The sequence below is a fragment of the Geobacillus lituanicus genome (assembly GCF_050994965.1).
In the GTDB taxonomy this organism is placed as follows: domain Bacteria; phylum Bacillota; class Bacilli; order Bacillales; family Anoxybacillaceae; genus Geobacillus; species Geobacillus stearothermophilus.
On sequence record NZ_CP194773.1, the window covers coordinates 316139 to 341357 of the forward strand.

General features: G+C 50.4%; 21 protein-coding genes and 3 pseudogenes. 12 read left to right on the plus strand and 12 right to left on the minus strand.

Annotation, left to right across the window (positions count from 1 at the left end; all coding sequences use genetic code 11):
* Positions 1–77 precede the first annotated feature (77 nt).
* Positions 78–1274 carry an MFS transporter gene (locus tag ACR1UW_RS01515; RefSeq protein ID WP_121650167.1) on the minus strand — a complete coding sequence of 399 codons (1197 nt, stop codon included), beginning with the start codon at positions 1272–1274 and terminating at the stop codon, positions 78–80.
* A gap of 379 nt (positions 1275–1653) precedes the next feature.
* Here ACR1UW_RS01515 and ACR1UW_RS01520 point away from each other — a divergent pair, with 379 nt between their 5' ends.
* The 5 genes from ACR1UW_RS01520 (at position 1654) to ACR1UW_RS01540 (ending at position 5138) form a co-directional block, all read left to right on the plus strand.
* A complete protein-coding gene (locus ACR1UW_RS01520) occupies positions 1654–2208 on the plus strand; it encodes a DUF4277 domain-containing protein (RefSeq protein ID WP_080985723.1) in 555 nt (184 codons plus the stop codon).
* 245 nt (positions 2209–2453) lie between these two features.
* On the plus strand, positions 2454–2930 hold the full coding sequence (locus ACR1UW_RS01525; RefSeq protein WP_013146667.1) for a YqxI family protein: 477 nt from the start codon (positions 2454–2456) through the stop codon (positions 2928–2930).
* 15 nt (positions 2931–2945) lie between these two features.
* Entirely contained in the window at positions 2946–3263 is a 318-nt protein-coding gene (locus tag ACR1UW_RS01530; RefSeq protein ID WP_013146668.1) for a hypothetical protein, read from the plus strand.
* Positions 3264–3394: 131 nt separating this feature from the next.
* A complete protein-coding gene (locus ACR1UW_RS01535; protein ID WP_420867691.1) occupies positions 3395–3457 on the plus strand; it encodes a DUF7667 family protein in 63 nt (20 codons plus the stop codon).
* Between the two features lie 319 nt (positions 3458–3776).
* A complete protein-coding gene (locus ACR1UW_RS01540; protein WP_033011274.1) occupies positions 3777–5138 on the plus strand; it encodes an IS4 family transposase in 1362 nt (453 codons plus the stop codon).
* A 314-nt stretch (positions 5139–5452) separates the two neighbouring features.
* On the opposite strand, the pseudogene ACR1UW_RS01545 reads toward ACR1UW_RS01540, so the two are convergent.
* The 10 genes and pseudogenes from ACR1UW_RS01545 to ACR1UW_RS01590 all read right to left on the minus strand — a co-directional run.
* Positions 5453–6004: pseudogene (locus tag ACR1UW_RS01545) on the minus strand (MFS transporter); the annotation flags it as partial.
* 174 nt (positions 6005–6178) lie between these two features.
* Positions 6179–7624, minus strand: coding sequence for a glycoside hydrolase family 32 protein (locus ACR1UW_RS01550; RefSeq protein WP_237420993.1), 1446 nt, complete (start codon positions 7622–7624; stop codon positions 6179–6181).
* Positions 7625–7636: 12 nt separating this feature from the next.
* Complete coding sequence (locus ACR1UW_RS01555) at positions 7637–9013, minus strand: sucrose-specific PTS transporter subunit IIBC (RefSeq protein WP_096226023.1); 1377 nt, start codon at positions 9011–9013, stop codon at positions 7637–7639.
* 193 nt (positions 9014–9206) lie between these two features.
* Complete coding sequence (locus ACR1UW_RS01560) at positions 9207–10037, minus strand: PRD domain-containing protein (protein WP_328061948.1); 831 nt, start codon at positions 10035–10037, stop codon at positions 9207–9209.
* Between the two features lie 18 nt (positions 10038–10055).
* Positions 10056–10550, minus strand: coding sequence for a PTS sugar transporter subunit IIA (locus ACR1UW_RS01565; RefSeq protein WP_033015389.1), 495 nt, complete (start codon positions 10548–10550; stop codon positions 10056–10058).
* A gap of 203 nt (positions 10551–10753) precedes the next feature.
* On the minus strand, positions 10754–11782 hold the full coding sequence (locus ACR1UW_RS01570) for a Bug family tripartite tricarboxylate transporter substrate binding protein (RefSeq protein ID WP_498934369.1): 1029 nt from the start codon (positions 11780–11782) through the stop codon (positions 10754–10756).
* Positions 11783–11838: 56 nt separating this feature from the next.
* Entirely contained in the window at positions 11839–13356 is a 1518-nt protein-coding gene (locus tag ACR1UW_RS01575) for a tripartite tricarboxylate transporter permease (RefSeq protein ID WP_094239381.1), read from the minus strand.
* An 18-nt stretch (positions 13357–13374) separates the two neighbouring features.
* A complete protein-coding gene (locus ACR1UW_RS01580) occupies positions 13375–13851 on the minus strand; it encodes a tripartite tricarboxylate transporter TctB family protein (RefSeq protein ID WP_498934372.1) in 477 nt (158 codons plus the stop codon).
* 139 nt (positions 13852–13990) lie between these two features.
* Positions 13991–15052 (minus strand): tartrate dehydrogenase, encoded by a 1062-nt coding sequence (locus ACR1UW_RS01585; RefSeq protein WP_094240008.1) that lies wholly within the window; start codon positions 15050–15052, stop codon positions 13991–13993.
* Entirely contained in the window at positions 15049–15738 is a 690-nt protein-coding gene (locus ACR1UW_RS01590) for a GntR family transcriptional regulator (RefSeq protein ID WP_096226019.1), read from the minus strand. The genes ACR1UW_RS01585 and ACR1UW_RS01590 overlap by 4 nt, the downstream gene beginning before the upstream one ends.
* Positions 15739–16178: 440 nt before the next feature.
* Here ACR1UW_RS01590 and ACR1UW_RS01595 point away from each other — a divergent pair, with 440 nt between their 5' ends.
* From ACR1UW_RS01595 to ACR1UW_RS01625, 7 genes and pseudogenes are all read left to right on the plus strand, one after another.
* On the plus strand, positions 16179–17414 hold the full coding sequence (locus ACR1UW_RS01595; RefSeq protein ID WP_498934374.1) for a PucR family transcriptional regulator: 1236 nt from the start codon (positions 16179–16181) through the stop codon (positions 17412–17414).
* Between the two features lie 117 nt (positions 17415–17531).
* Entirely contained in the window at positions 17532–18665 is a 1134-nt protein-coding gene (gene ald / locus ACR1UW_RS01600; protein ID WP_498934376.1) for an alanine dehydrogenase, read from the plus strand.
* A 343-nt stretch (positions 18666–19008) separates the two neighbouring features.
* Positions 19009–19419: pseudogene (locus ACR1UW_RS01605) on the plus strand (zinc ribbon domain-containing protein); the annotation flags it as partial.
* 71 nt (positions 19420–19490) lie between these two features.
* Positions 19491–20030: a Uma2 family endonuclease gene (locus ACR1UW_RS01610; RefSeq protein ID WP_498934378.1), complete on the plus strand. Its 540-nt coding sequence runs from the start codon at positions 19491–19493 to the stop codon at positions 20028–20030.
* A gap of 152 nt (positions 20031–20182) precedes the next feature.
* The gene (locus ACR1UW_RS01615) at positions 20183–21547 is read left to right on the plus strand and encodes an ISLre2 family transposase (protein ID WP_498932867.1); all 1365 of its coding nucleotides are present in this window, start codon (positions 20183–20185) and stop codon (positions 21545–21547) included.
* A 222-nt stretch (positions 21548–21769) separates the two neighbouring features.
* Positions 21770–22585 (plus strand): pyridoxine/pyridoxal/pyridoxamine kinase, encoded by an 816-nt coding sequence (gene pdxK / locus ACR1UW_RS01620; protein ID WP_498934380.1) that lies wholly within the window; start codon positions 21770–21772, stop codon positions 22583–22585.
* A 154-nt stretch (positions 22586–22739) separates the two neighbouring features.
* The gene (locus ACR1UW_RS01625; RefSeq protein ID WP_044744212.1) at positions 22740–23600 is read left to right on the plus strand and encodes a carbon-nitrogen hydrolase family protein; all 861 of its coding nucleotides are present in this window, start codon (positions 22740–22742) and stop codon (positions 23598–23600) included.
* 54 nt (positions 23601–23654) lie between these two features.
* Here the strand turns inward: ACR1UW_RS01625 and putP are convergent.
* Positions 23655–25113: pseudogene (putP, locus tag ACR1UW_RS01630) on the minus strand (sodium/proline symporter PutP).
* Positions 25114–25219 lie beyond the last annotated feature (106 nt).

A 25219-nucleotide genomic window follows, 5' to 3' on the forward strand; every position in this document is an offset into this window, starting at 1 on the left:
AAAACCAGAGAGGGCTGACTCCAAAAGTCCGCTTTTTGGCGGACTTTTGGGTCAGCCCCTCCGTTTGATTTGTCAACTTAAGCGAGCTCTTGCTGCTTCGTCTCTTTGCCGAGGACGGCGACAGAAAGAACGGCGACAAGAACAGCGAGGCAAAACAGCGTGAAAATCATCGTCACCGACACCCCTTGGGCGACAAGCGAGCCGACCAACAGCGGGCCGAAAATGCCGCCGATGCGGCCAAACGCCGCCGCCATGCCGGCGCCGGTCGCACGAATCGATGTCGGATACTGCTCCGGCGTATACGCATACAGCGCTCCCCAAGCGCCGAGGTTGAAAAACGACAAGAAAATGCCGGATGCCATCAGCCCGACGAGCGACTCGGCCGTGCCGAAAAAGTAAGCGCTCAATGCGGTGCCAAGCAAGTACGTGACCAAGACAAATTTCCGCCCCGCCCGCTCGATCAGCCATGCGGCGCTGAAATAGCCGGGCAATTGCGCCAGCGTCATGATGAGCACATATTCAAAGCTTTTAATTAAGCTGAATCCTTTCATGACCATGACGCTTGGCAGCCATAAAAACATGCCGTAATACGAGAAAACGACACAAAACCAAAGGATCCAAAGCATGACCGTCTCTTTCCGATAAGGAGCGGACCATACGTGGACGATGTTTTTCCATACCGTCTCTTCTTTTCTTACAGCCGCAAACCGCGGCGAATCGGGCAGGCGGAGGCGCAAATAGATCGCATACAGCGCTGGAATCGCCGCCAGCCATAACGCCGTCCGCCATCCGTAAGCCGGGATAACGAAATACGAGATGAGCGCTGCCAATAGCCACCCGCCGGCCCAAAAGCTCTCGAGCAGCACGACAGCCCGGCCGCGATCCTTAGCTGGCACCGCTTCTGAGACGAGCGTTGACGCGACCGGCAGCTCGCCGCCAAGTCCCATGCCGATCAAAAAGCGGAGCGCCAAAAACGCCGCCAACGTCGTCGTCAGCGCCGACAGCCCACTGCCAAGCGAGAACAGCAACAATGTGAAAATAAAAACGTTTTTCCGCCCGATCCGGTCCGCAAGCAATCCGAACACGAGCGCCCCGACCGCCATGCCGATCGAGTTGACGCTGCCGATCCAGCCGACTTGGCCGGCCGTCAAATTCCAGTCTTTTTGCAAGGCCGCCATCAAAAACGACAACATGCCGACATCCATCGCGTCAAACAGCCAGCCAAGGCCGGCTATGCCTAACAGCTTGCGCTGGGAAATCGCGGTTTGGTTCATGTGTATCTTCCTATCATTATTAGTGTAAAGACATATTCATTATAAAAGAAAATCATTGGCCTGTGCACTATACGGTTGATAATTTTTGCGAAAAATCAGCTCGAAGCCTTGAATAACAGGATCAAACACCAACATCGCGATCCAGCCATCGTTCCATGGTTGGAACAAAAAGTTCGGCTAAAATCAGCTGCCATGCTTTTCATGATAGGCGCCAGTACAACCTTTTGGCAAAGCATCAAATCCTTTCTTCGTTCCCTCGTTCATGATGTTGATTTCGACCTCACATTTCGCACCCTTCCGACGAAAATCGGGAGGATTTTTTCGTTCCGATGTCGAATGAATCCTTGACACACAAGGAAAGTGAAGGAGTTTTTCTCTCATGGATGTGCAAGTCGAATCGGTCTATCGCAATTCTTATTTGAATATCATAAGTGCTCTATTCAAAAAACTGGGTTTCCCCCAATCGATTGACCATCTCGTTCCCGTCGATCCGCAGTGCCAGACTCGAGTCAACGATGCCGTTCAAGCCATTCTCTACAATGTGTTTGACGGCCGGCAAGCCCTCGTTCACTTGGAACAATGGGGGCACACGATCGACCTGGAGAAACTCATCCGTTCCGGGCTCCATCCTTCCCAGTTGAATGACGATGCGTTGACCCGTCATCTCGATCGTCTGTATGAGGCCGGCATTTACCGCGTCTTTCAGCGCCGGGTGCGTCCGTTCATGACTCCCGAACACCCGTTGAAGGGTCCTGGAGGCCGCAAGCTGACCCGTCCGACGGGACAGGCGATTTTTCAGCTGTTTCCATACGTGAACGTCGTCCTGTTCAAGCTGCCGGATGGACGCATCCAACGCTCACTGGATCGCTCCCTCACCCCGGATCAGCGAAGGATTCTGCAGGGATTGGGCATGGATGAGAGCATTTACGTGTAACGTGATACGGAACGACCAGATATGGTAAAAAAAGGATTTCCATCACTCGTTGTGTTGGTCGGAAAGTTATTCTAAAAAACGAAATAAAAAATCCTTTCTTTCAACCCTGTTAGGGTGCGAAATGTGAGTACTAATATGGGTTATATGAACTTTTTGTGAACGACAAATTGCGACATACTTTTACTTTTTTAACCTTTTATAGTATTCATTGAAATAAATAAACCGATAAAAGGGAGGGGGAATTTATGAAGCTGTCTATGAAGTTGTTCAAAAGAATTTTATCTCCTGTTTTAGCTCTGTCTGTTTTGGCGGTAGCAGTACCTACTTCTGTTTTTGCCGCAGAGACAAACACGGTGTCACAACTCACCCCTTCTGTGGCGAAGGTCAACACAGTGTCGCCAAAGGTAGAAACACAGGGTATCAAAACTGCAGCTCTCAAGAAAGCGGTATTGACGTTAGCAGACATGCTGGAATCGCAAGCCATTAAAAAATTGCTCGACTTTGTTGAGGACTACGGCAGTAAAAAGGTAGCAGATACTATCAGGGAATATGCCGATAATATTGCTGATACCTTGCGGACCATAGCTTCTTGGAAAGACCTTTCTATCCAAATCATTCAAGATCAAGTTAGCGGGGCGTTATATGATCTGGGAGTACCACTGAGTACAGCGAGACAGGTTGGTTGGGTCATTTCAAAATTCGTAGACTGGGTATTACTATAGTACAAGGAGGGTGCTATGAACGAGGAAAGAATCAAGGATCTTGAAGCAAAATTGAGTCTAGCCACCGACGCAATTACGTTACTCTTAGATATGGTGAACAAGGAGCACAAAAGCTTTGCGATTCTGGCCTTAGCCACTGGCTTTACTGCCGACGAGTTGGAACGCCTGGAAAAGCTGTTTTATCACGCTGGCAAATCACAGTGGGACAAGGACACATTTGTGGCAGAGTTCGAGAAGCAGCTTCCCAAAAGAAGTGCAATGTTGAGAAGCATTTTGGAAGGGCTAAAGTCAGATGGAAAGTTCGTATCGTTATGCGAGAAGTATTTGGATTGACAGAAAAAACCCGCCCATGTCGAGGCGGGTTTATTTTTCTTCAAAACATCCAAATCTTCACCAAACGATTCTGTCAATGTCAAGAGAGTATGGAGATCGCGAAACTCAAAAACCTGTCGCTACTGGCCAGCATGACCGGCGACGTTGAGTGGCAGCATGAGTTGTGCGCGAGGCTGGAGAAGTTGTCGGGATGAAAAAGGAGCCCTTCTCGCTTGATATTATCCCTCTAGTGTAGACAGTTGGGAAAATGCCCATACTGTCATGAAAAACACTGGAGGGATTTGTTTATGTTCGAGACCAAGCAAACACCGAAAGGGAAGACCACCTATTCCGTGGAGTTTAAATGGAGGGCTGTCCAGATGTACATCGAAGAAGGATGGGGATATAAGCGGATATGCCAAGAGTTATAGGGATTCCCTGCATAGCCATCAAGTTAAGAAAACAGGAATAAATATATGCCTGATTTGACCATCCTTTTGAAGACCTCATAATGTCTTAGAAAGGGTGGTTTTTTTGAAGACGTCCTTATCTCTCCGAGAAGAATGGCATTGTTTTTTAGACGGATTAAGAAGCGTGTTATCGTGCGAAGAACTTGAACATATGGCCCGAGATCATCAATTTATTCAACGAAAGGGGAAATTACGCGCCCATGATTTTGTGGCACTTTGCACATTTCTCCAGGAAGGAGGCGGTCAAAAATCATTGGTGCAGCTTTGCAGTGCTCTAGCTCTCAAGCAAAACACCTTTCTGAGTGCGGAAGGGCTCAATCAACGGTTTAATGAAAAAGCGGTGAGTTTCCTCAAAGCGGTGTTTGAAAAACTGCTCATTCATCAGACTCAGGAAGCCCGTCACTTATGTCAAAGACATTCGCTGTTTCGCCGGATTCGCATTCTCGATTCCACGTCGTTTCAACTGCCTCCTGAAATCCGGGGGATTTACGAGGGATGTACGGGGCCTGGGGTGAAAATTCAGCTAGAATATGAATGGCTAGAAGGGAAGTTTCTCCATGCGGATGTCGAAGATGCCCGTCATCACGACGCCGCCTACGGAGCGTCCCTTCTATCGACCATCCAAGAGGGAGACCTTTGTTTGAAAGACTTAGGCTATTTTTCGCTTGAGGGATTGCAAGCCATTCATGACGCCGGAGCCTTTTATATTTCCCGGCTCAAACACAATGTAGGGATTTACCAAAAAGAAGGAGACCGATTTCGAAAATGGGAACCAGAGGATTTCCTTGCGGTGTTACAACCCGGAGAAACCATGGAACTGGAACATGCGTATGTCAGTGGAAAGAAAGTTCATCAACCGCGGCTCATTGTGTATCGGCTGACCGAAGAACAGGAGCGACAGAAGGAAGGACAATGGAAACAGAAGGCGAAACGAAAAGGGGCCGCGTACGTGACGCGACGCCCCCACTCAATATATGTATATATCACCAATATTCCAGCGATTTATACCTCTTTGCACGAAATTCATACGCTGTATTCTCTTCGCTGGCAAATTGAAGTGGTATTTAAGACATGGAAATCCCTGTTTCACATTCATCGATTCAAACCGATGAAAGGGGCTCGCTTTCAGTGCCACCTGTATGGAACGTTGATTGCCTTATTGATCAGCTCCACTGTCATGTTTAAAATGCGGGAATGGCTCTATCGAAAACAGAAAAAGGAATTGAGCGAATATAAGGCGATGAGTATGATCAAGGAGTTCGGTATGGATTTCTTTCAAGCCTTATGGTGTTCTGAGGCGTTAGTTGTCCAACTCCTTTTAAAACTGTGTGACATCATCGCTCAACACGGAAAAAAATCAAGGCGTTATACAAAAAAGAGCGCTTTAGACATTATCGAGAGTTTGGTCATCATGCCGGTGTCATAAGAAATTCCCGCCTCATATACCATGAAAAAAACCTTCTATAGGGAAGGTGTATTTGGCATGCCTATCTTTATATATTCTCACGGTCACAGCCTCCAAAGATGAAAAGTGAAGCCTTGGAGCTACTCGCTCCAAGGCTTCACTTGATGGCTATGGGGATTCCCTGCACGAAAACGATCAGACTTTGGGTAAAACGTTATCATGAACATGGTCGAAAAGGGCTCGAAGAACGGCGCGGGACATCCAAGTCTCCATTCAAGGGAAGACCCCGAAAAAAAGAGTGCAGTTTAGAGGAAGAGAATCGAAGACTGAAAGCTGAGGCGGAGGCGCAAATAGATCGCATACAGCGCCGGAATCGCCGCCAGCCATAACGCCGTCCGCCAGCCGTAAGCTGGTATGACGAAATACGAGATGAGCGCTGCCAATAGCCAACCGCCAGCCCAAAAGCTCTCGAGCAGCACGACAGCCCGGCCGCGATCCTTAGCTGGCACCGCTTCTGAGACGAGCGTTGACGCGACCGGCAGCTCGCCGCCAAGTCCCATGCCGATCAAAAAGCGGAGCGCCAAAAACGCCGCCAACGTCGTCGTCAGCGCCGACAGCCCACTGCCAAGCGAGAACAGCAACAATGTGAAAATAAAAACGTTTTTCCGCCCGATCCGGTCCGCAAGCAATCCGAACACGAGCGCCCCGACCGCCATGCCGATCGAGTTGACGCTGCCGATCCAGCCGACTTGTTCGGCTGTCAAGTTCCAGTCTTTTTGCAAGGCGGCCATCAAAAACGACAACATGCCGACATCCATCGCGTCAAACAGCCAACCGAGACCGGCAATGCCTAACAGCTTGCGCTGGGAAATCATCGGTTGATTCATGTGTATCCCCCTGTCATTATCGATGTAAAGACATCGTCTACTGTTCATTATAGAGGGGGACGGAAGTAAATTCAATCCCGTATTGCTCATTGTCTCACAAAAGGAACTACAACAGTAATAAACAAGCCGCCGAAAAGCGAGTGCTCTCGGCAGCTTTGCTCGTGCCAATCCGTCTTATAATTCCCATTTCTCGATGTCCATCTGAAGATGCCCATGAGCGCCAAAGAAAATCGTTTGGTCGTCCGGATGCGGAAAAAACCGCGCAGTGAACGTCTCTTCGCCATCATTGACGAACAGTTCGATCGATGACGTATCAAGGAAAACATGAAGCGAACGAAGACGTGGCAATCGACATTGCCGCTTCTCCGTCAGCCCGTTCACAAAGCTTTTCCGTTCAAGCGTCAATACCCCTTCGTCACTATTGTAAACAAGGCGAGCCGCATGGCGAAAGTAAATTTCCATCATGCTTCCGAACAGTTCGATATTGTCGAGGCGAAGTTCGATCGCATCTCCCTCGAGTCCCGGCCATGACCTCAGCTCATTCACCACAGTGGCGCTTGGATATGCTACTTTTTGTTTGCGCAACTGTTTCAGCTCTTCCACTGGCGTCTGTCTCAGCTTGCCGCCAGTGAGGCGAAGTTCGCGCGGCAAGGTGAGCGCGTGCACCCAGCGGTGGCTCACTGTCGGCTGGCGGTCTTCATCCTGGTCCGGCACACCCATCCAGCCGATGAGGATGCGCCGCCCGTTCCGGTCAAGCATCGTTTGCGGAGCGTAAAATTCAAAGCCGCGGTCAAGCTCCTCAAACGTCCCGTGAAGGAATTCGGCCCGTTCGTAGTCGAAGCGGCCGACAAAATAACCTGACTGGTAGACGTTTTGGTAGCGCATGCCGTCCGGTTTTAATCCTTGCGGGCAGACGATGAGCACGTCTTGCCCATCTAATGGAAACAAGTCTGGGCATTCCCACATATAGCCAAACGGACCAAGCCCGTTCATGTTGCCGCCAGCAATTGGGCCAAGATGCTCCCAATGACAAAGATCAGCGGAACGAAACAGCACCGCTTTTCCATCGCCGCTTTCGCTTTGCGCCCCCAGGATCATATACCAATGGCCCTGATACCGCCATACTTTCGGATCGCGGAAATGGGCCGTATATCCGTCCGGAAGTGTAATGACGACGCCTTTTTTTGTAAAATGAATGCCATCTTCCGATACGGCCATGCATTGGTACGTTTGGCGGTTTCCTTGTTCATCTTTCACATTGCCAGTGTAAAACAGCACGAGTTTTCCATCGCAACTAATCGCACTGCCGGAATAGCAGCCATCTTTGTCATACCATTCGCTTGGCGCTAACGCAATCGGCGCTGCTTGCCAATGAACCAAGTCTGGGGATGTATAATGCCCCCAGAACTTGGCGCCATGGCCGGTGCGAAACGGCATCCATTGGTAGAAGACGTGATACGTTCCGTGCCAGTCGATCAGCCCGTTTGGATCGTTCATCAACCCGACAGGAGGCATGAGATGGTAGCGAAGCCGATACCGGTCACGATTGACAAGAGTCTCATATTTTTCGACTTCAGCGTATGCTTGTTCAATAAGTTTCTGTTCCTGTTCGGATTTCATCCGCTTGTCCCCTCACTCTTCTTCTTCACGGAACTTTAGAAGGAATGTCGCCACAAACGCTGAAACGACGGCAATGGCAAAACCGATTAAGTAGTGCATTAAGTTCGTGAGCCCTTCCGGCGCAACGATGGCGATCATCGGGATGCCGGTCAACCCGTAGGCATTAGCTACTACATTCGTAAATACGACGTACGCTCCGCCGAGCGCGCCGCCAATGGCCGCAGCGATAAACGGCTTCCGGTATTTTAAGTTCACCCCGAAAATGACTGGCTCGGTAATGCCTAAAAAAGCTGACAAGGCCGCCGGCAACGCAATCTCTTTTGTTTTTGTCCGCTTCGATTTGACAAATACAGCCAAACCGGCGCCGCCTTGGGCGACGTTGGCCATCGACCAAATTGGCAGTAAATAGTTGACCCCAAGTTTCGCCAACAAGTTCGCTTCAATGGCATGAAAGCTATGATGCACACCGGTAATGACGATCATCGAGTACAATCCGCCGAAGATAAGGCCAGCTAACGCACCGCCATAATGGTAAACAAAGTTCAACACCTTCGTAATCCCATCGCCAATCAAATTGCCGAGCGGACCAATGGCCAAAATCGTAATAAATCCCGTCAAAATGACGGTCACAAATGGAACAACAAGCAAACTGACCGCATGGGGAACAACTTTTCGCAATCCACGCTCCAATTTGCTCATCACATACGTCGCCAGCAAAATCGGCACGACCGTCCCTTGATACCCGACCATAGCGATATCAAAGCCAAGAAAATGCATATAGTTTGGCTTGGCCTCGGCCAATCCCCACGGGTTTAATAGCGCCGGGTGAGTCATAATACCGCCGATGACCGCCCCTAAAAACGGCGTACCGCCAAATTCTTTCGCCGCGCTAAAGCCGATTAAAATCGGCAAAATAATAAACGCCGCACTCGAAAACATATCAAGCAAAATATACAGCGGGCTGTCTGCCGCCACCCATTTGAACGCCTTCATCATCCCAAGCAAACCCATTAACAAACCGCTCGCGACAATGGCTGGGATGATTGGGACAAAAATGTTTGACAACGTCTTCGCAAAGCGGGCGAGCGGATTCATTTTTTGCTTGATGGCTTCTTGATGGGCATCAGCATCACCTTGCTGTATCCCTGCTTCCCGGACAAACGCCTCATACACTTTATTCACCACGCCGGTGCCAAAAATAATTTGAAACTGTCCGGAGCTGGAAAACGCCCCTTTAACCCCTTCAATGTTTTCAATGTCTTTCGCCTCGGCCTTTTTGTCATCTTTTAAGACGAGGCGAAGCCGTGTCGCGCAATGAGTTACGCTAATGATGTTTTCTTTCCCGCCAAGGAGCGGGATGAGTTGTTTAGCAATGTGTTCATAATTCATCGGTGAACTCCTCCCCTTCTGAATGATGGTGAAATGAAAAACAAAAAAGACCTAAAACATACAAAGGGCGATCTAGCGGCATGACTCACTTGCCGTTCCCTTCATACGTTTTAGGTCTTGCCTGCTCGAAGCAGTCACAATCCCGCAATATTTCGTTGTCCGTTTTGCATTATACGACAACTTGCTGTTTTTGTCAACGCTTTCGCAACCGTTGGATATGGAGGACGATATAGGCGAGTTCCTCCTCCGGAAAACGGATGCCATATTCCTTCTCTGCATAGCTTGCCGCTTTTTGTGTACACGCCCATTCCCTTGCATATTTTGTCTGAATGAGCGCAAGCATCTCCTCATCCATCGAATGAATCGGCTCCCCGTTTTCGATGCGACTTAAGGCAAAGCGCAAATGAGTGAGCAGCCGCTGGTATGAAATGCTTTCCTTATCGATCGATATGCCGAGCTCCGTTTGGATAAGGTCAACGAATTCATGAATGAGCGTCGTCTCGCGCATCGTTTTGTTCATGCTGGCGGCATCGAGTTTCGCCGTATGAATATGAAGGGCGATATGGGCCACCTCGTCATCGGGAATCTCGATGCCAAGCCGCTCTTTGATCAACTGTTTCGCCCATAGCCCAATTTCATACTCCGCCTTATATAGCACTTTAATTTCATTGAGCAATTTGTTTTGAATGCGGTAACCTTGCTTCAACCGCTCGATGGCAAACGACAAATGGTCAGTCAGCGCAATATGAATATGGTCGTTGAGCGGTGCTTGCAGTTTGTCTTCCGCATAGCTGATAATTTCTTCGGCAATATCGATATGTTCTTCTGGCAACGTGCGAAGCAATTGCTGGAACTTCTCATTTTCTTCTTCCATGACGAAAATTTTCTCAATGCGGCCCGGGGGGATGAGATCGTTTTTCCGCTTTTGAAACGCAATCCCCGGGCCCATGACAATTTTCTCTTTGCCTTCGTCGAGCACGACAACAGCGTTGTTGTTTAAAATCTTATGGATGCGAAACGCCATATGTCCTCCCTTCCGCCCTTATTTCATTTTCACATGAAATAAGACCGTCTCGCCTTTTTTGGCTGATGCCTCGGCCTTTCTCTCAAGGCTTTTGAGGGCATCCCCGTTCGTAATGATGATGGGCGTCACCGCGCTTTTCGCTTTCTCGCGCACAAGTGGCAAGTCGACAGAAAGAAGCCGATCGCCCCGCTTCACTCGGTCGCCGGCTTTGACATAAGCGGTAAACCCTTCCCCGTTCATCGACACGGTGTCGATGCCGACATGGATGAGCAACTCCACACCCGCTGCCGAACGCAAGCCGATGGCGTGTTTCGTCGGAAAGAGCTGAATGATTTCGCCATCGACCGGAGCGACGACATCCCCATCCGCCGGGTCGATGGCGATGCCATCGCCCATCATGTTTTGCGCAAACACCGGATCCGGCACGTCTTCAAGCGGCACAATCGTCCCGTCAAGCGGTGCGGTGATCATCTCTTCCTTCGGCTGTTGCTTGCCAAACCATTTTTTGAACAACGAACGTCATCCTTTCTTTTCTAAAATCACAATAAGCTTCTCTACTTACTTTTGTTGCACGTGAAATTAGAAGACATAAAAAAAGACCTAAAGCACCGCAAACAGAGCCGCTTTAGGTCCATAGGCGGCGTCTTTCCTGGCATGAGACCTCTCCTTTTAAGGTAGAGAAAGACGCCGCATTTGTCAAATAGGCTATATTCGTTTTACTTGATTAACCCCTTTTCATTGGCAATTTGTTTAAATTTTTCGACTTCGTCTTTCACATATTTTGTAAAATCTTCAGAGTTCAAATAAGACGGTTGAACAACAATCGATTTCAGTTTCTCTTGGTACTTAGGATCATTGAGCATTTCTTCAATTGATTTTTCCCACTTTTTCACGATTTCGTCCGGAACTTCTTTCGGCGCGGAAACCCCATACCATTGAGTGACAGTAACCCCTGTAATCCCTTGCTCTTCAAGTGTTGGGACATCCGGAAAATAAGGGCTTCGCTCCGACGAAGCGATGCCTAATATTTTCAGTTTTCCTGCTTTGACTAGGTTGGCGACCTCGCTGACCCCTTGCACTCCGAGCACAATATGTCCGCCAGCAACTTTCGGAAGCGCGTCTCCGGAGCCGTTTGTCATAACAAGCTTAGCTTTTGAAAAATCAGCGCCAATGCTGTCCATCCATTGGATGACGCCAAACGTTGCAATAGCAGTTGTGCCATTGCTGGCGAACGTCAATTTATCCGGGTTTTGTTTTACCCACTCGCTAAACTCTTTTAAATTGTTCCAAGGAGCATCGGCTTTTACTACATAAGCAAGCGGGTCAACAGCCAATCTGGCGATAAAGCGTAAGTCATCGAGTTTAAATGGCAAATTCGGATTTCCCGCAAAAAGCGCTGAGCCGGCGGAAGCGCTTTGTGTCAAGATTGAATAGCCATCTTTTGACCCTTTTTTCAGCACTTCCAACGTACCGGTGGCTCCACCTGCCCCCGGTTTATTGACAACGTTAATTGGTTGCCCCCACTTCTCGCTTAAGTATTCACTCATCGCCCTTGCATTTAAATCCGTTCCCCCGCCAGCAGCAAACGGAACGGTGATTTCAATTGGCTTTGTCGGATACTTTATCTCTTTTTCGCTTGACCCAGCTGGACTGTTCTTTGCCGTTTCCTGCGAGCAACCAGCTGCTAGCACTCCTAGCAAAACAACACTTGCCAATAAATTCGCAACCTTTTTCATTCTCTTCATGCTGAAAATTCCCCCCTACTAATTTCATTTATTTTATTTATTTCATCGCCAGCGTATTAGCCAGCGATGTCTACATCTGAACCGACCGCCTGCTTGGCACTCGACTTCGTGCGTCGAACCAGGGCAAGTGAAACAACGAGAAGAATGGCAGCACCGATTAAAATTGACAAAGAAAGCGGACGTTCCACAAAAATGGAAAAGCTGCCTCCTGACATCGATAGCGATTGAACAAAAGATTGTTCGAGCATTGGCCCAAGAATATAACATAAAATCAACGGAACGACGGGCCAACGGTATTTATGAAAAATGTACCCGAGTATACCAAACAAGATCGTCACAAACACATCCAATACGTTATTTCTGACAGTGTAAGAACCGACAAAGCAAAGGACGAGAACAATCGGGCTGATCACCCCAAACGGAATTTGCGTCAACTTGGCCCAAAAACCGACTAGTGGAAGGTTGAGAATGAGCAGCATGACGTTTCCGATAAACATGCTGGCGATCACTGTCCAGACGAAACTTCCATTTTGTTCAAACAATACCGGACCCGGGGCCAATCCGTAAATCATGAGCCCAGCCAACAAAATGGCCAGTGGAGCAGAGCTTGGTATTCCCAGGGCAAATAAAGGAATAAATCCTGCCGAACTCGTGGCGTTGTTTGCCGATTCCGGCGCCGCTACCCCTTGAATGGCACCTTTTCCAAAGTTCTCTCTATTTTTAGATACTTTCTTTTCTACATCATAGGCTAAAAAGGTGGAGACGGCTGTCGAACACCCTGGCAAAAGACCGAGCAAAAAGCCAATGAAACTCCCCCGCATGATAGACGGAAGACTTTGCTTGAAATCAAGCCACTTGGGATATACACTCCCAATGTTGTTCGCCGAAATGGCGGCATGTTTTTCTTCTATCCCTTTTAGCACTTCTGTAACAGCGAACAGACCGATAATAATGCTGATCATATCGAATCCGGCGCTTAACGCATTAATACCGAAATCAAAACGGACTTGCCCTGAAGGCCCCATACCGACCATAGCTAGCAAATAGCCAAACAGCCCCATAATCAGTCCTTTCAGCAAGGAATTCCCTGCAAGGCTGACAACAACTGTAAGCGCTAACAACATTAACGAAAAATATTCGGGCGGTCCAAACTTTAGCGCTTGATCAGCCAACAACGGAGCGAAAAACACTAAACCGATCACTCCGATGATCCCCGCAATGAAAGAAGCAATGGCGGCAATGCCAAGCGCGGCGCCTCCCCTTCCTTGTTTGGCCATCGGATAACCATCAAGGCAAGTTGGGACGGATGATACTTCTCCGGGAATGTTGAGCAAGATGGCCGTTGTCGATCCCCCGTACATCGCTCCGTAATAAATGCCGGCGAGCATAATAATCCCTTGGGTCGGACCGAGTACTGTTGTTAAAGGAAGCAAAATTGCAATCGCTGATGTCGGGCCGAGCCCCGGCAACATGCCGACTAAAGTGCCGATGAACGCCCCAATGAGAGCAGCAAGCAAGTTTAATGGGGCAAACGCTTCTGAAAACCCTGATAAAAGCATGCTCAATGCTTCCATGCCTATGTCCCTCCTGCCCTATATCCCAACCATTCCTTTAGGGAACGGAATGGATAATAAATAGACGAAAGCAACGTACAAAAACGTTGTCAACAAGGCGCCCAACAGCAACGCCTTAGGGAAAAACGGATACGAACCGATTATTCGGAACAGCAAAACAGAAACAATCAACGTACTGACAACGTAGCCGACAAACTGAAATAAAATCCAGTAAACGAACAAAAGTCCAAGCGTGCCAATGATGCTCAACATTGTCTTTCGGTCGGGAAACTCTGCGTCAAACGACTCACCCTTTGTGAAGAGGAGTGAAATACCTAAAACAACCATAAGGAAGCCAACAACAGCAGGCATTGTATGATCGCCAACCAACATACTCGTCCGAGTCGGGTATAAACGTGCAGCCTCAGCCAGCGCGATTCCGCCTGCCAAAATGGTGACAATCCCACCAATGCGGTCTGCGGATATAATCCTCATCCTTTTCCCTAGCTGTTTCATCGCATTCACACTCGGGCAAAGAAAGGAGAGCCATCGTCCAAACAGTTCAGCCGCCTCATTTGGGCTCTCTTTTCGCTCCGATCGGAAATGCGACAACTAGGTTTTCACCTCCTTATTGACACAGATTGAGCCTTTCACATTATTGAGACGCCCGTAACCGCCGGCAAATTTCTTCCGTCACTTCCTTTGTCGTCGCCGTGCCGCCGAGATCCGGCGTTTTGATGCCGTCAGCGGTGACATCCTCAATCGTTTGCAACAAAAGGGCGCCGAGCTCTTCTTCGCCGAAATGGTCAAGCATCAGTTTCGCCGTCCAAATTTGCCCGATCGGGTTGGCGATGCCTTTGCCGTAAATGTCCGGCGCCGAGCCGTGCACCGGCTCAAACATGGATGGGTACTTGCCGTTGACGTTGATGTTCGCCGCCGGGGCGATGCCGATGCTGCCCATAATAGCGCCGCCAAGGTCCGTCAAAATGTCGCCAAACAAGTTGCTCGCGACAACGACGTCAAACGTATGCGGCCTTGTCACGAAAAAGGCGGCCAATGCATCAATATGGTACGACGCGGTCGCGACATCCGGGTAGTCGCGCTTGACGTCGGCGAACACTTCATCCCAAAACGGCATCGTATGGAAAATGCCGTTCGATTTCGTCGCGCTCGTCACATGCCGTTTCCGCTTCCGCGCCAGCTCGAACGCATAACGCATCGCCCGCTCCGTCCCTTTGCGGGTAAAGACAGCGTTTTGAATGGCGATTTCGTCTTCCCCGCGGTGGATGCGCCCGCCGACTTCGCTATATTCCCCTTCGCTGTTTTCGCGGACGACGATGAAATCAAACTCGCGCGGTTCGGCAAGCGGCGACGACAATCCGCGAAAATATTTCGCCGGGCGGATGTTGATCACCTGTTCAAATTCGCGGCGGATTTTCAGAAGCAGCCCCCATAACGAAATATGGTCAGGGACAAGCTTCGGATTGCCGACCGCTCCAAGGAAAATGGCGTCAAAGTTCCGCAACGTCTCAAGCCCATCATCTGGCATCATTTGGCCGTGTTCAACATAGTAATCGCAGTTCCATGGAAATTCCGTAAAGGAAAAAGAGATCCCTCCATGAACATCCGCGACCGCCTGCAGCACATCCAACGCCGCAGGCACGACCTCTTTGCCGATGCCATCACCTGGAATGACGGCGATGTCCCATTGTTTCAGGATTTCTTCCCCCTTGCTTGTTCGCATTCCTTTGCTAACAAGTTTTTTAAGTGAAGCAAGTCATGTTCAATATGCACTTTCATTTCTTCCGCCGCTTCATCCGCTTTTCGTTCTTTCATTTTAAAAAAAATTTGCTTGTGCTCTTCTAAAATTTGGTTTGCCCTCCCTGGCCCGTGCACGTTCAGCGTCCGATAGTAATACGTTAGCGACCTAAGTCCTCCTAGCAACTTTCCTAGTTCGCTATTACCGCTGAACAAAACAATACAATCGTGGAACTGGGCGTTGAATGCAATCACGGATTCAAGATCCCCGATTATAATATTTCGTTCTGTTTGGTAAAGCACTTCCTCAATCTCATCCAATTGAGAGGCAGACATCCGTTCGCAGGCCAGTTTAACAGCCAATGATTCAAGGGACATGCGGCATTGATAAATCTCCTCCACATTCCTCATCGTCGGTTCGTACACAGTGATCCGCGATTTATGATCAATCTGGAGCAATCCCTCTTTTTCAAGCGCCCTTACAGCCTCTCGCACCGGACTTCTACTTACATTTAACTCTCTGGCCAGCTTTGCTTCGTAGATACGTTGTCCAGGCTTGAATTCTCCTTGAAGAATTTTCTTGCGCAATAAATGATAAATTTGCTCGTAAAAAGGAGCGGATCGGTCCGGTTGATCCTGACTCATTTACCTTCACCTACTTTGTCGACTGTCGACAGATATAACCTAAGTCCATTTTATTTGACGTATCCTCTTTCGTCAATAAAATGTTTTTATATTATGAAATTATTAAATATTTGGAAATAAATTCTTGTCTTTCGGGGATAGATCATTCCCTTAACCTAAAATAAACGATAATACACCGTCCCCGCCATTTCACAAGGATAGCGAACAAAAGCAGGAAGATCATACAAATCTCAGGCGCGTGCCCTCGTTTAAACAGGACCGTATTGAGTCACCTCAAAATATACCCATACGTGTTGATTTACAGCTGACGGCGCATAAGTTATGATGAAACCGTTCATAGAATTGTGAGGAAATGTTTAACCAGAGGCGGCTAATGACTGCTGCTTAAATGCGATGCTTTTCGTCTCATAATTTTATGCTGGGGGGGGGAAAACACCGATATGCCCTCGTACACCGACCCGTTCCGCGGCGAATTTGACAGCCTTGAAGAGTTTGCCGACCGCGTCAGCGATGTGCTGAAATGCCCGGTGACGATCGAAGATGCGAACCATCGGCTCATCGCCTACAGCGCCCATGACGATTACACCGATCCGGCGCGGACGGCGACGATCATCAGCCGGCGCGTCCCGGAAAAAGTGATCAACAGCTTATGGAAACAAGGCGCCATCCCGGCGCTGCTCAAAAGCCGCGAGCCGGTGCGCGTGCCGCCGATTCATGACGTCGGCCTCGGCAGCCGCGTCGCTGTGTCGATCTGGAAAAACGATGAGGTGATCGGTTTCATCTGGGTGCTGGAAACGAACCGGACGCTGTCGCCTGAGGAGATGGAATGGCTCAAGCTCGCCGCCAAGGCAGCGAAAAACAAAGTGTTGCAGCTGTATATGCGCAAAAACAAAAAAGAAGAGCGGGTGCAGGAGCTGTTTTGGAAGTTGCTGACGAGCCATATCGCGGCCGAAGACGAGATTCGCACCCATCTCGCTGCCATGCAAATCCCGACCGCACCGCAGTTTGCCGTTGTCGTCTTCCGCTTTGCCGCTGATTTGACCGCCGAAATGGAGCGGCAAATTTCCTACTTATTGCAAACAACCCAGCAACTCCCGCTCCTTCTTTATACGACCGACGGCCGCGATGTGATTTTGCTGGCGGCGCCCAAAACCGACCAGCCGCTCAAAGAGCTGAATGCATTCATCGAATCGTTCGCCGCCAAAATGAAAGAACGATTTCACATCCACGATGTGCAGTGCGGATTTGGCGGCGTGTACAGCGTCTATCGCCTCATTGAAAAAAGCTACCGCGAAGCGCTCGCCGTGCTAGCGCTGAAGGAGAAGCTTGGGGATGACATCAACGGCGTCTACGGCTACGCCCAACTCGGTATTTACCAATTTTTTGACTTTTTGCTTGAAAAAAAACGGCAAGGAGGCTGGACCAACCCGGCGCTTGAGAAATTGCAAGCCTATGACCGCAAACATCACAGCGACTTGGTGAAAACGTTTGAAACATTTTTTGACCATAACGAAAATGTGCAAGAAACCGCTGACGTCCTCAACGTTCACCCGAACACGCTTGCTTATCGGCTCAAGCGGATTGCCGACATCGCCGAGCTTGATCTCAATGACATGAATCAAAAAATCAAATTATACATCGATATTAAATTAGCGAAATACGAAGCGCGCGGTTGAATTTGTGGAAATCCACAAAACCCACGCGCTTCTTTCTCTTTTTTGAACAATGCCCGGCCCGTTCCGTCTCTTTTATACTATAAGTAAGGCCACTTTTGATGAGGAGGAACCATATTCATGATTATTGGAGTGCCAAAGGAAATTAAAAATAACGAAAACCGTGTCGCCATTACGCCGGCTGGCGTATTGTCGTTCGTTCAGGCAGGACACACGGTGCTCATTGAGAAAGAGGCAGGGGTTGGGAGCGGTTTCAGCGACAATGATTACGCCCGTGCCGGAGCACAAATCATCGAGCGAGCGGAAGATGTGTGGGCGCAAGCAGATATGGTGATGAAAGTGAAAGAGCCGCTGCCAAGCGAATACCGCTTCTTCCGTCCGGGGCTTGTGCTGTTCACCTACTTGCATTTGGCCGCCGACCCAGAGTTGACGCGCGTGTTAAAAGAAAGCGGCGTTATCGCCATCGCCTATGAAACTGTGCAAGTCGGCCGCACGCTGCCGCTGTTGACGCCGATGAGCGAAGTCGCCGGGCGGATGGCGGCGCAAATCGGGGCGCAATTTTTGGAAAAGCCGTACGGCGGCAAAGGCATTTTGCTTGGCGGTGTCCCTGGCGTCGCCCGCGGCAAAGTAGTCATCATCGGCGGCGGGGTCGTCGGCACGAATGCGGCAAAAGTCGCGGTCGGCCTCGGGGCAGATGTCACGATCATCGACTTGAACGCGGATCGCCTGCGCGAGCTTGACGACATTTTCGGCAACCAAATTACGACGCTCATGTCCAACCCGATGAACATCGCCGAAGCGGTCGCAGAGGCCGACCTTGTCATCGGCGCCGTCCTCATCCCAGGGGCGCGGGCGCCGAAGCTCGTCACCGAGGACATGGTGAAAGCGATGAAACCGGGGTCGGTCATCGTCGATGTCGCCATCGACCAAGGGGGCATCGTCGAAACAAGCGACCACGTCACGACGCACGACGACCCGACGTACGTCAAACACGGCGTCGTCCATTATGCGGTCGCCAACATGCCGGGTGCTGTCCCGCGCACCTCGACGATCGCCTTGACGAACGTCACGATCCCATACGCCTTGCAAATCGCCAATAAAGGCGTCATGCAAGCCATTACGGACAACCCGGCGCTCGAGCTTGGCGTCAACGTCGCCAACGGCGAAATCACGTACGAAGCCGTCGCCCGCGACCTCGGCTATCGCTACGTCCCTGTCCGCGAAGCGCTCGGGAAAGCGCTGGCTGCCAACTAACCGTGATGGACGTAGGCGGCAACGCGCGCTGCCGGCCGCCTGTTCATCATTGTCCATTCCCATGATCGCCCGCTCATAGCGGGCGGCTTTTTTTATCTTAATTAGGCGAGAAGACTCCCACTTCAACGAAGCGAAGCGGAATAAGTGGGAGATGAATCGCCTTAACTATATTTTGCTGAAAATAGGATAGATTCAGTAAAATATAGTATCATATAGTTAGATGGGAGGTGAAAACATGTATTTTTGTATCAAACAACAGCTAAATGGTTTGACCAAAGAAGAATACTTGACTCTTCGAGAACTGTGCCATATTGCCAAGAACATGTACAACGTCGGATTGTAAATTGGCAAACTTGTCATTGGCTATGCGGAAACATGGCAACGCAATATTAATCTAGGAAAAAAGACAAATCAAAACTTTGTCAATATTCCTCTCGGTAACATAAAAGAAAAACTAGAATATCTTTGTGAATTTTACGGCATTGAATTCTTGAAACAGGAAGAATCCTATACGTCTCAAGCCAGCTTTTTTGACGGCGATGAGATTCCTGAATATAATGCCAACAATCCAAAAGAATATAAGTTCAGCGGCAAACGTATTAAGCGCGGCTTGTATCGAACAAAGTCTGGCAAACTAATTAATGCTGATGTCAATGGCGCATTAAACATCTTAAAGAAAAGTAAAGCTGTAGACCTGAGTGTCTTATGCTCTAGCGGCGAAGTGGACACGCCTCAAAGAATAAGGATTGCTTGAAGCAGTCAAACTTCTTTGGAAGCCCCCACTTCAAATTTTCGCTAGAAAATTAAGTGGGGGTAGTTCACCGCATGCGGGAAACAACCGACCGCGTTTTAGAATACATTGATGGCGCTGTGTTGATGTCTCCCTCCCCTTCGACCCAGCACCAACGCATATCGGGACGGCTGCACGTCCAACTGTTCCATTTTTTAGAAGGAAAGCCGTGTGAAGTGTTTCATGCCCCGTTTGGTATCGAACTAAAGAACGAACGAATCGAAGGCAAGAAAATTGTCGTCCCTGATTTAACCGTGATCTGTGATCGAAGTGGATTAACGGATACAAAATTTGTCGGCGTCCCAACGCTGATCATGGAAATTTTAATCCCTTCCAACCAGGCGTATGATCTCGTGTTCAAATTGAATTTGTATATGCAATACGGAGTCTATGAATACTGGATCGTGAACCCCATGCATCGTGTTGTGCAAATCTACTCGCTCAATGACAATGGACAATATGAACAAGCCGGCGTCTGGAAAGAAACCGGCATGGCCTGTTCACGTGTGCTGGATGGCTTTTTTGTTGATGTGGAACGTGTGAGTAAAATATTTGTGGGTGACATTCAGGAATGATTCCCCGACGAGGGTTGCGAACTTTTGTTCGCGACGCTCGTCGGGGCCACCAAGCGAAGCGCGGTAGAAAAAAGCAAATGTCATGCAAAAAGGACTCTCTCCCTGCTATGATGGTGATGACCAACATCCATAAAACAGGAGGGAGAGAGTCCATGAAACATCTTACCACAGAATGGCCTTTATTAAAAGAGCTGGAGGAACAATTAGTCAGAACTCTTCAAAAGGTGTTCGCTGTCTTGTTGGCGGCCCTTTTGGAGGAGATTGATCAACAACTGGCGGAAGCGCGGGACAAGCGCCGGTATCAGCTGAAAGACAAACGGCCGACTACGATCCAAACGCTGTTTGGAGAAGTGACGTTTCGACGGAACTACTACTATGACCGGCAAACGGGGAACTATACCTTCTTGCTGGATGCCGAATTAGGCTTTGATGGGGCCCGATCGATCAGTCCTTGCCTCGAGGAAACGGCGGTCGAGTTGGCCGTAGAGTGCTCTTCCTACCGCAAAGCGGCCCGTACGTTGGAGTCGATCGTGGGGTATGCGGTCATGAGCCACGAGGCGATTCGCCAACTGGTGCTGGAGGCCCCTGTCTCGCTGCACCACCCTGTTTCCCAACGGCACGGCCGAGTGCTGTTTGTGGAGGCGGATGGGCTGTTCATTTCCCGCCAGGGGAAAGGGAAACGGGCGAAAGAAGAGAAAATCCTGGCGGTTCACGAGGGATGGAAACGAAACGGTTCGCAGCTCGAGCTCGTGAACCGGCGCCACTACCTCCATGAAGGGGCGGGAGACGTGTGGGAACGGTTTGAGGAGTGGCTGATGAACGAATATGCCTATGACCCGTGCCGGGACCTTTTGATCATCAACGGCGACGCGGCGTCGTGGATCACAGCCTGCCGGGAGTATTTTGGGAAGCGGGCGTGCTTTCAGCTGGATCGATTTCATGTGGCGCGGGAGCTGCGTCAGTGTCTGTCCGGCCATCCGCGTTGGCGGGAGGTGCGGAAGAAGCTGGCGAAACAAGACGAAGAGGGGCTTCTCGTGGAGCTGAACAGCGCGGTCGGCACGTTGGAGGACGAAGGCAAAGAACAACAGCTGGCCGCCTTGATTCGCCGGATCGAGTCGATGCCGGGATGCATCCGGGACTATCGGGAGTGGCTGTCGGAGCAAGGGGTGGAGACGACCGGCATGCGTCCGATGGGCCACGCCGAGAGCGTGATGAGCCGGTTTGCGCATCGGGTGAAATCCCGCCGCAGCTGGAAAGACCAAGGGCTTCGGGCGTTTCTGAGGGCGATGGCGGCCCGAATCGACGGGATCGGGTGGAGAAAGGGACGGTGGGAGGAGCAAGAGCCCCAGTCGGCCGTCTCGGCCTCAACAAAGTCCAAGCGGATCGAACAGGCCAAACGGAAGGCCGGACGGTTATGGGCAGATGTGGTGCGTCAGAATCTACCGTGTCTGCAGCGGTCATCCGGGACGCCGATCCATCAAGCGTTGTCGGCGCTCCGGGATGGTGGTTGGGTGTAAAAAAATGGAATACAATATCATCACTTCAAGATGAGGGATGAGAGTCCGAAAGCGCTTACGATATTAATTCCTGAAAATGGTTCTATAACTAGTGATTGACAACACCCGTAGTGAACCGAAAAAATGTTCTCCACAAAGTCTTGACTGACTCATGTGGAACAACTATTTCGTCCTTGAGGGCGGCTTCATGATATAATGTTATGAAGCAAAGGAGTGATGATGATGACGATGCCAAAAGCGTTAACGATCGCCGGCTCGGACAGCAGCGGCGGCGCCGGGCTGCAGGCGGACTTAAAAACGTTCCAAGAGCTTGGCGTTTACGGCATGACGGCGATCACGACAATCGTCGCCATGGACCCGCACAACCGGTGGGCGCACCAAGTGTTCCCCGTTGACCTAGCAACGATCGAAGCCCAGCTTGAGACGATCATCGTCGGCGTCGGCGTTGATGCTCTCAAAACGGGGATGCTGCCGACGACGGACATCATTGAACTGACCGCGCGGACGATTGAAAAACATGGTTTGAAAAATGCGGTCGTCGATCCAGTTATGGTGTGCAAAGGGGCGGATGAGCCGCTCCACCCGGAAAATACGGTGTGCTACCGGGAAACGCTTGTACCAAAAGCAACGGTCGTGACGCCGAACTTGTTTGAGGCGGCGCAGCTAGCCGGCCTGCCGCGCATTGAAACGGTTGAAGACATGAAAGAGGCGGCTGGACGCATTCATGAGCTCGGAGCTCAATATGTGATCGTCAAAGGCGGACGGAAAATTCCGCACGACTATGCGGTTGACGTCCTTTATGACGGTCAAACGTTCGAACTGCTTGAATCGGAACGGATCGACACGACGTATACGCATGGCGCTGGCTGCACGTTCTCAGCCGCCATCGCCGCCGAACTGGCAAAAGGCCGGCCGGTGAAAGACGCCATCGCCACCGCCAAGGCGTTCATCACCGCCGCCATTCGCCATTCGTTCCCGTTAAACGAATACGTCGGCCCGACGCATCACGGCGCGTACCGACGCTACGGCGAACAATAATAGACAAGACCTCGTCCTTGTCTTTTTCCGCAACTCCCCTCCTTGAAATAGGAAGGGAGCGGGGCCTGCGCATATTGAAAAATCAAATGCCTCGAAACGGTTTGCATGGTGCTAAAATAGATGCCATATGGAAATAGAAAGGAAGGTGCCGCCATTGCGCGTATCCGCTGTCCAATATCATTTGCATACGATCCGTTCGTTTGACGAATTTGCCGCGCAAGTGACGCATTACGTCAAAACAGCGCAAGAGTTTGACGCCGAGTTTGTCTTGTTCCCAGAATTTTTCACGACCCAATTGCTTTCCATTCCACTTGATGACGGACGTCAAGCAGCGATCGACGACTTGCCGGACTACACGGAGCCGTATTGCGGGCTGTTTACGTCGCTCGCCAAAGACACGGGCATGTATTTGATCGGCGGTACGCATGTCATCCGCGAAAACGGCAAGCTGTACAATGTCGCCCACTTGTTTGCACCGGACGGAACGATCCATCGCCAAGCGAAGCTGCACATCACCCCGACCGAGGCCAACGAATGGAACATCGCCCCGGGTGACGGACTGCACGTCTTTGAAACGGACAAAGCGACGATCGCCATTTTGACGTGCTATGACATCGAGTTTCCGGAAATCGTTCGCCTGGCGCGCGCGAAAGGGGCGGACGTCATCTTCTGTCCGTCGTGCACCGACGATCGGCACGGGTTTTACCGTGTACGGTATTGCTGCCACGCGCGGGCGGTCGAAAACGAAGTGTATGTCGTCACAACCGGCACGGTCGGCTCGCTTCCAACGGTCGACTTTATGCGCGCCAACTTCGGCCAGGCGGCCGTCATCACGCCAAACGACATTCCGTTCCCGCAAGGCGGCGTCCTTGCGGCGGGCGAGATCAACAGCGACATGGTCATTACCGCTGACCTTGACTTGTCGCTCCTTCGCAAAGTGCGGGAAAAAGGATCGGTCGCGACATGGCGCGACCGGCGCATCGACTTGTACCCGGATTGGAATCAAGTGAAATAGTCCTAAACGACAAAAAGGGTGCCCCTGCGCAAGGGGACACCCTTTTGCCTATTTTTAGGACAGCAACTGCTTGAATCGATCAAATTGTTCAGCTACTTTCCCTTCTGGCTCCTTCGTCAGCAAGCTGACGATCACAATCGCTGCCAAGCTGGCGGCAAAACCGGGGATCATTTCATACAACAGCCCTTTTAAGTAGGCGGATTGCGTCCAAAGAATGACCGTCAATGCCCCAGCGACCATGCCGGCGAGCGCCCCCCATTTCGTCATCCGCCGCCAGCATAAGCTAAGCAAAATGACGGGGCCAAACGATGCGCCAAACCCAGCCCACGCATAGCCGACCAAGTTTAAAATGGTGTCGTTTTTCGTATACGCCAGCGCTGTCGCGACAATGGCGACAAGGAGCACCGACAAACGCCCGACGAAGACAAGCTCCTTATCCGAAGCCGCGCGGCGGAACACGACTTTATACAAGTCTTCGGTCAGCGAGCTCGACGTGACGAGCAACTGTGACGAGATCGTGCTCATAATCGCCGCTAAAATCGCCGCCAGCAAAAACCCGGTAATAATCGGATGGAACAAAATGTGTCCGAGTTGAATAAACACCGTTTCCGGATCATCAAGCTTCATGCCGCGCTGCGAAAAATAAGCGATTCCAAAAAGACCCGTCAACATCGCTCCGACAACGGAGAAAATCATCCAGCCCATGCCGATGCGCCGGGCGCTTTTCATTTCTTTCACCGACTTAATGGCCATAAAGCGGACGATAATGTGCGGCTGGCCGAAATACCCGAGCCCCCAGGCGAATAACGAAATGATGCCAAGAACACTCGTTCCTTTCCATAAGTTCAACAAGTTGGGATCGATGTCGCGGATCGTCTCCATCGTATCTACTGGCCCGCCTGTATGGAACAGCGTCACGACCGGCACTAAAATCAACGCGATGAACATAATCGCCCCTTGGACAAAGTCCGTCCAGCTGACGGCCAAAAAGCCGCCAAACAGCGTGTAGGCGACAACAACACCGCCGACGATCCACAATCCCGTATGGTAGCTAACACCAAACGAGTTTTCAAACAGAACGCCCCCCGAAACGAGGCCGGACGAGACATAAAACGTAAAAAAGACCATAATGACAATCCCAGAATACCATTCGCAACAATTTCGTGGCATCCCCGAATCGGTTTTCCAAAAACTCCGGAATCGTAATCGAGTCGTTCGCTACTTCCGTATAGACGCGCAAGCGCGGCGCGACAAACAACCAGTTTGCATAAGCGCCAAGCGTCAAGCCGATGACGATCCAGGCGGCGCTCACCCCATCGACATACATCGCCCCCGGCAGCCCCATGAGCAGCCAGCCGCTCATGTCGGAAGCCCCGGCGCTGAGCGCCGTCACCGCCGGTCCGAGCGTCCGGCCGCCAAGCATATAATCAGACAAATTGGACGTCCGTTTATACGCCCAATAGCCAATCCAAAGCATGCCGACTAAATACACAATGACGGAAAATAAAACCATATGGACTCTCCTTCCTCTACTGTCTTGTCACCACTTTCATCATAACGAAATTGATAGTATTTACACAATAGTATTTATTTTTCCATACCGCTATAATAAACAAATT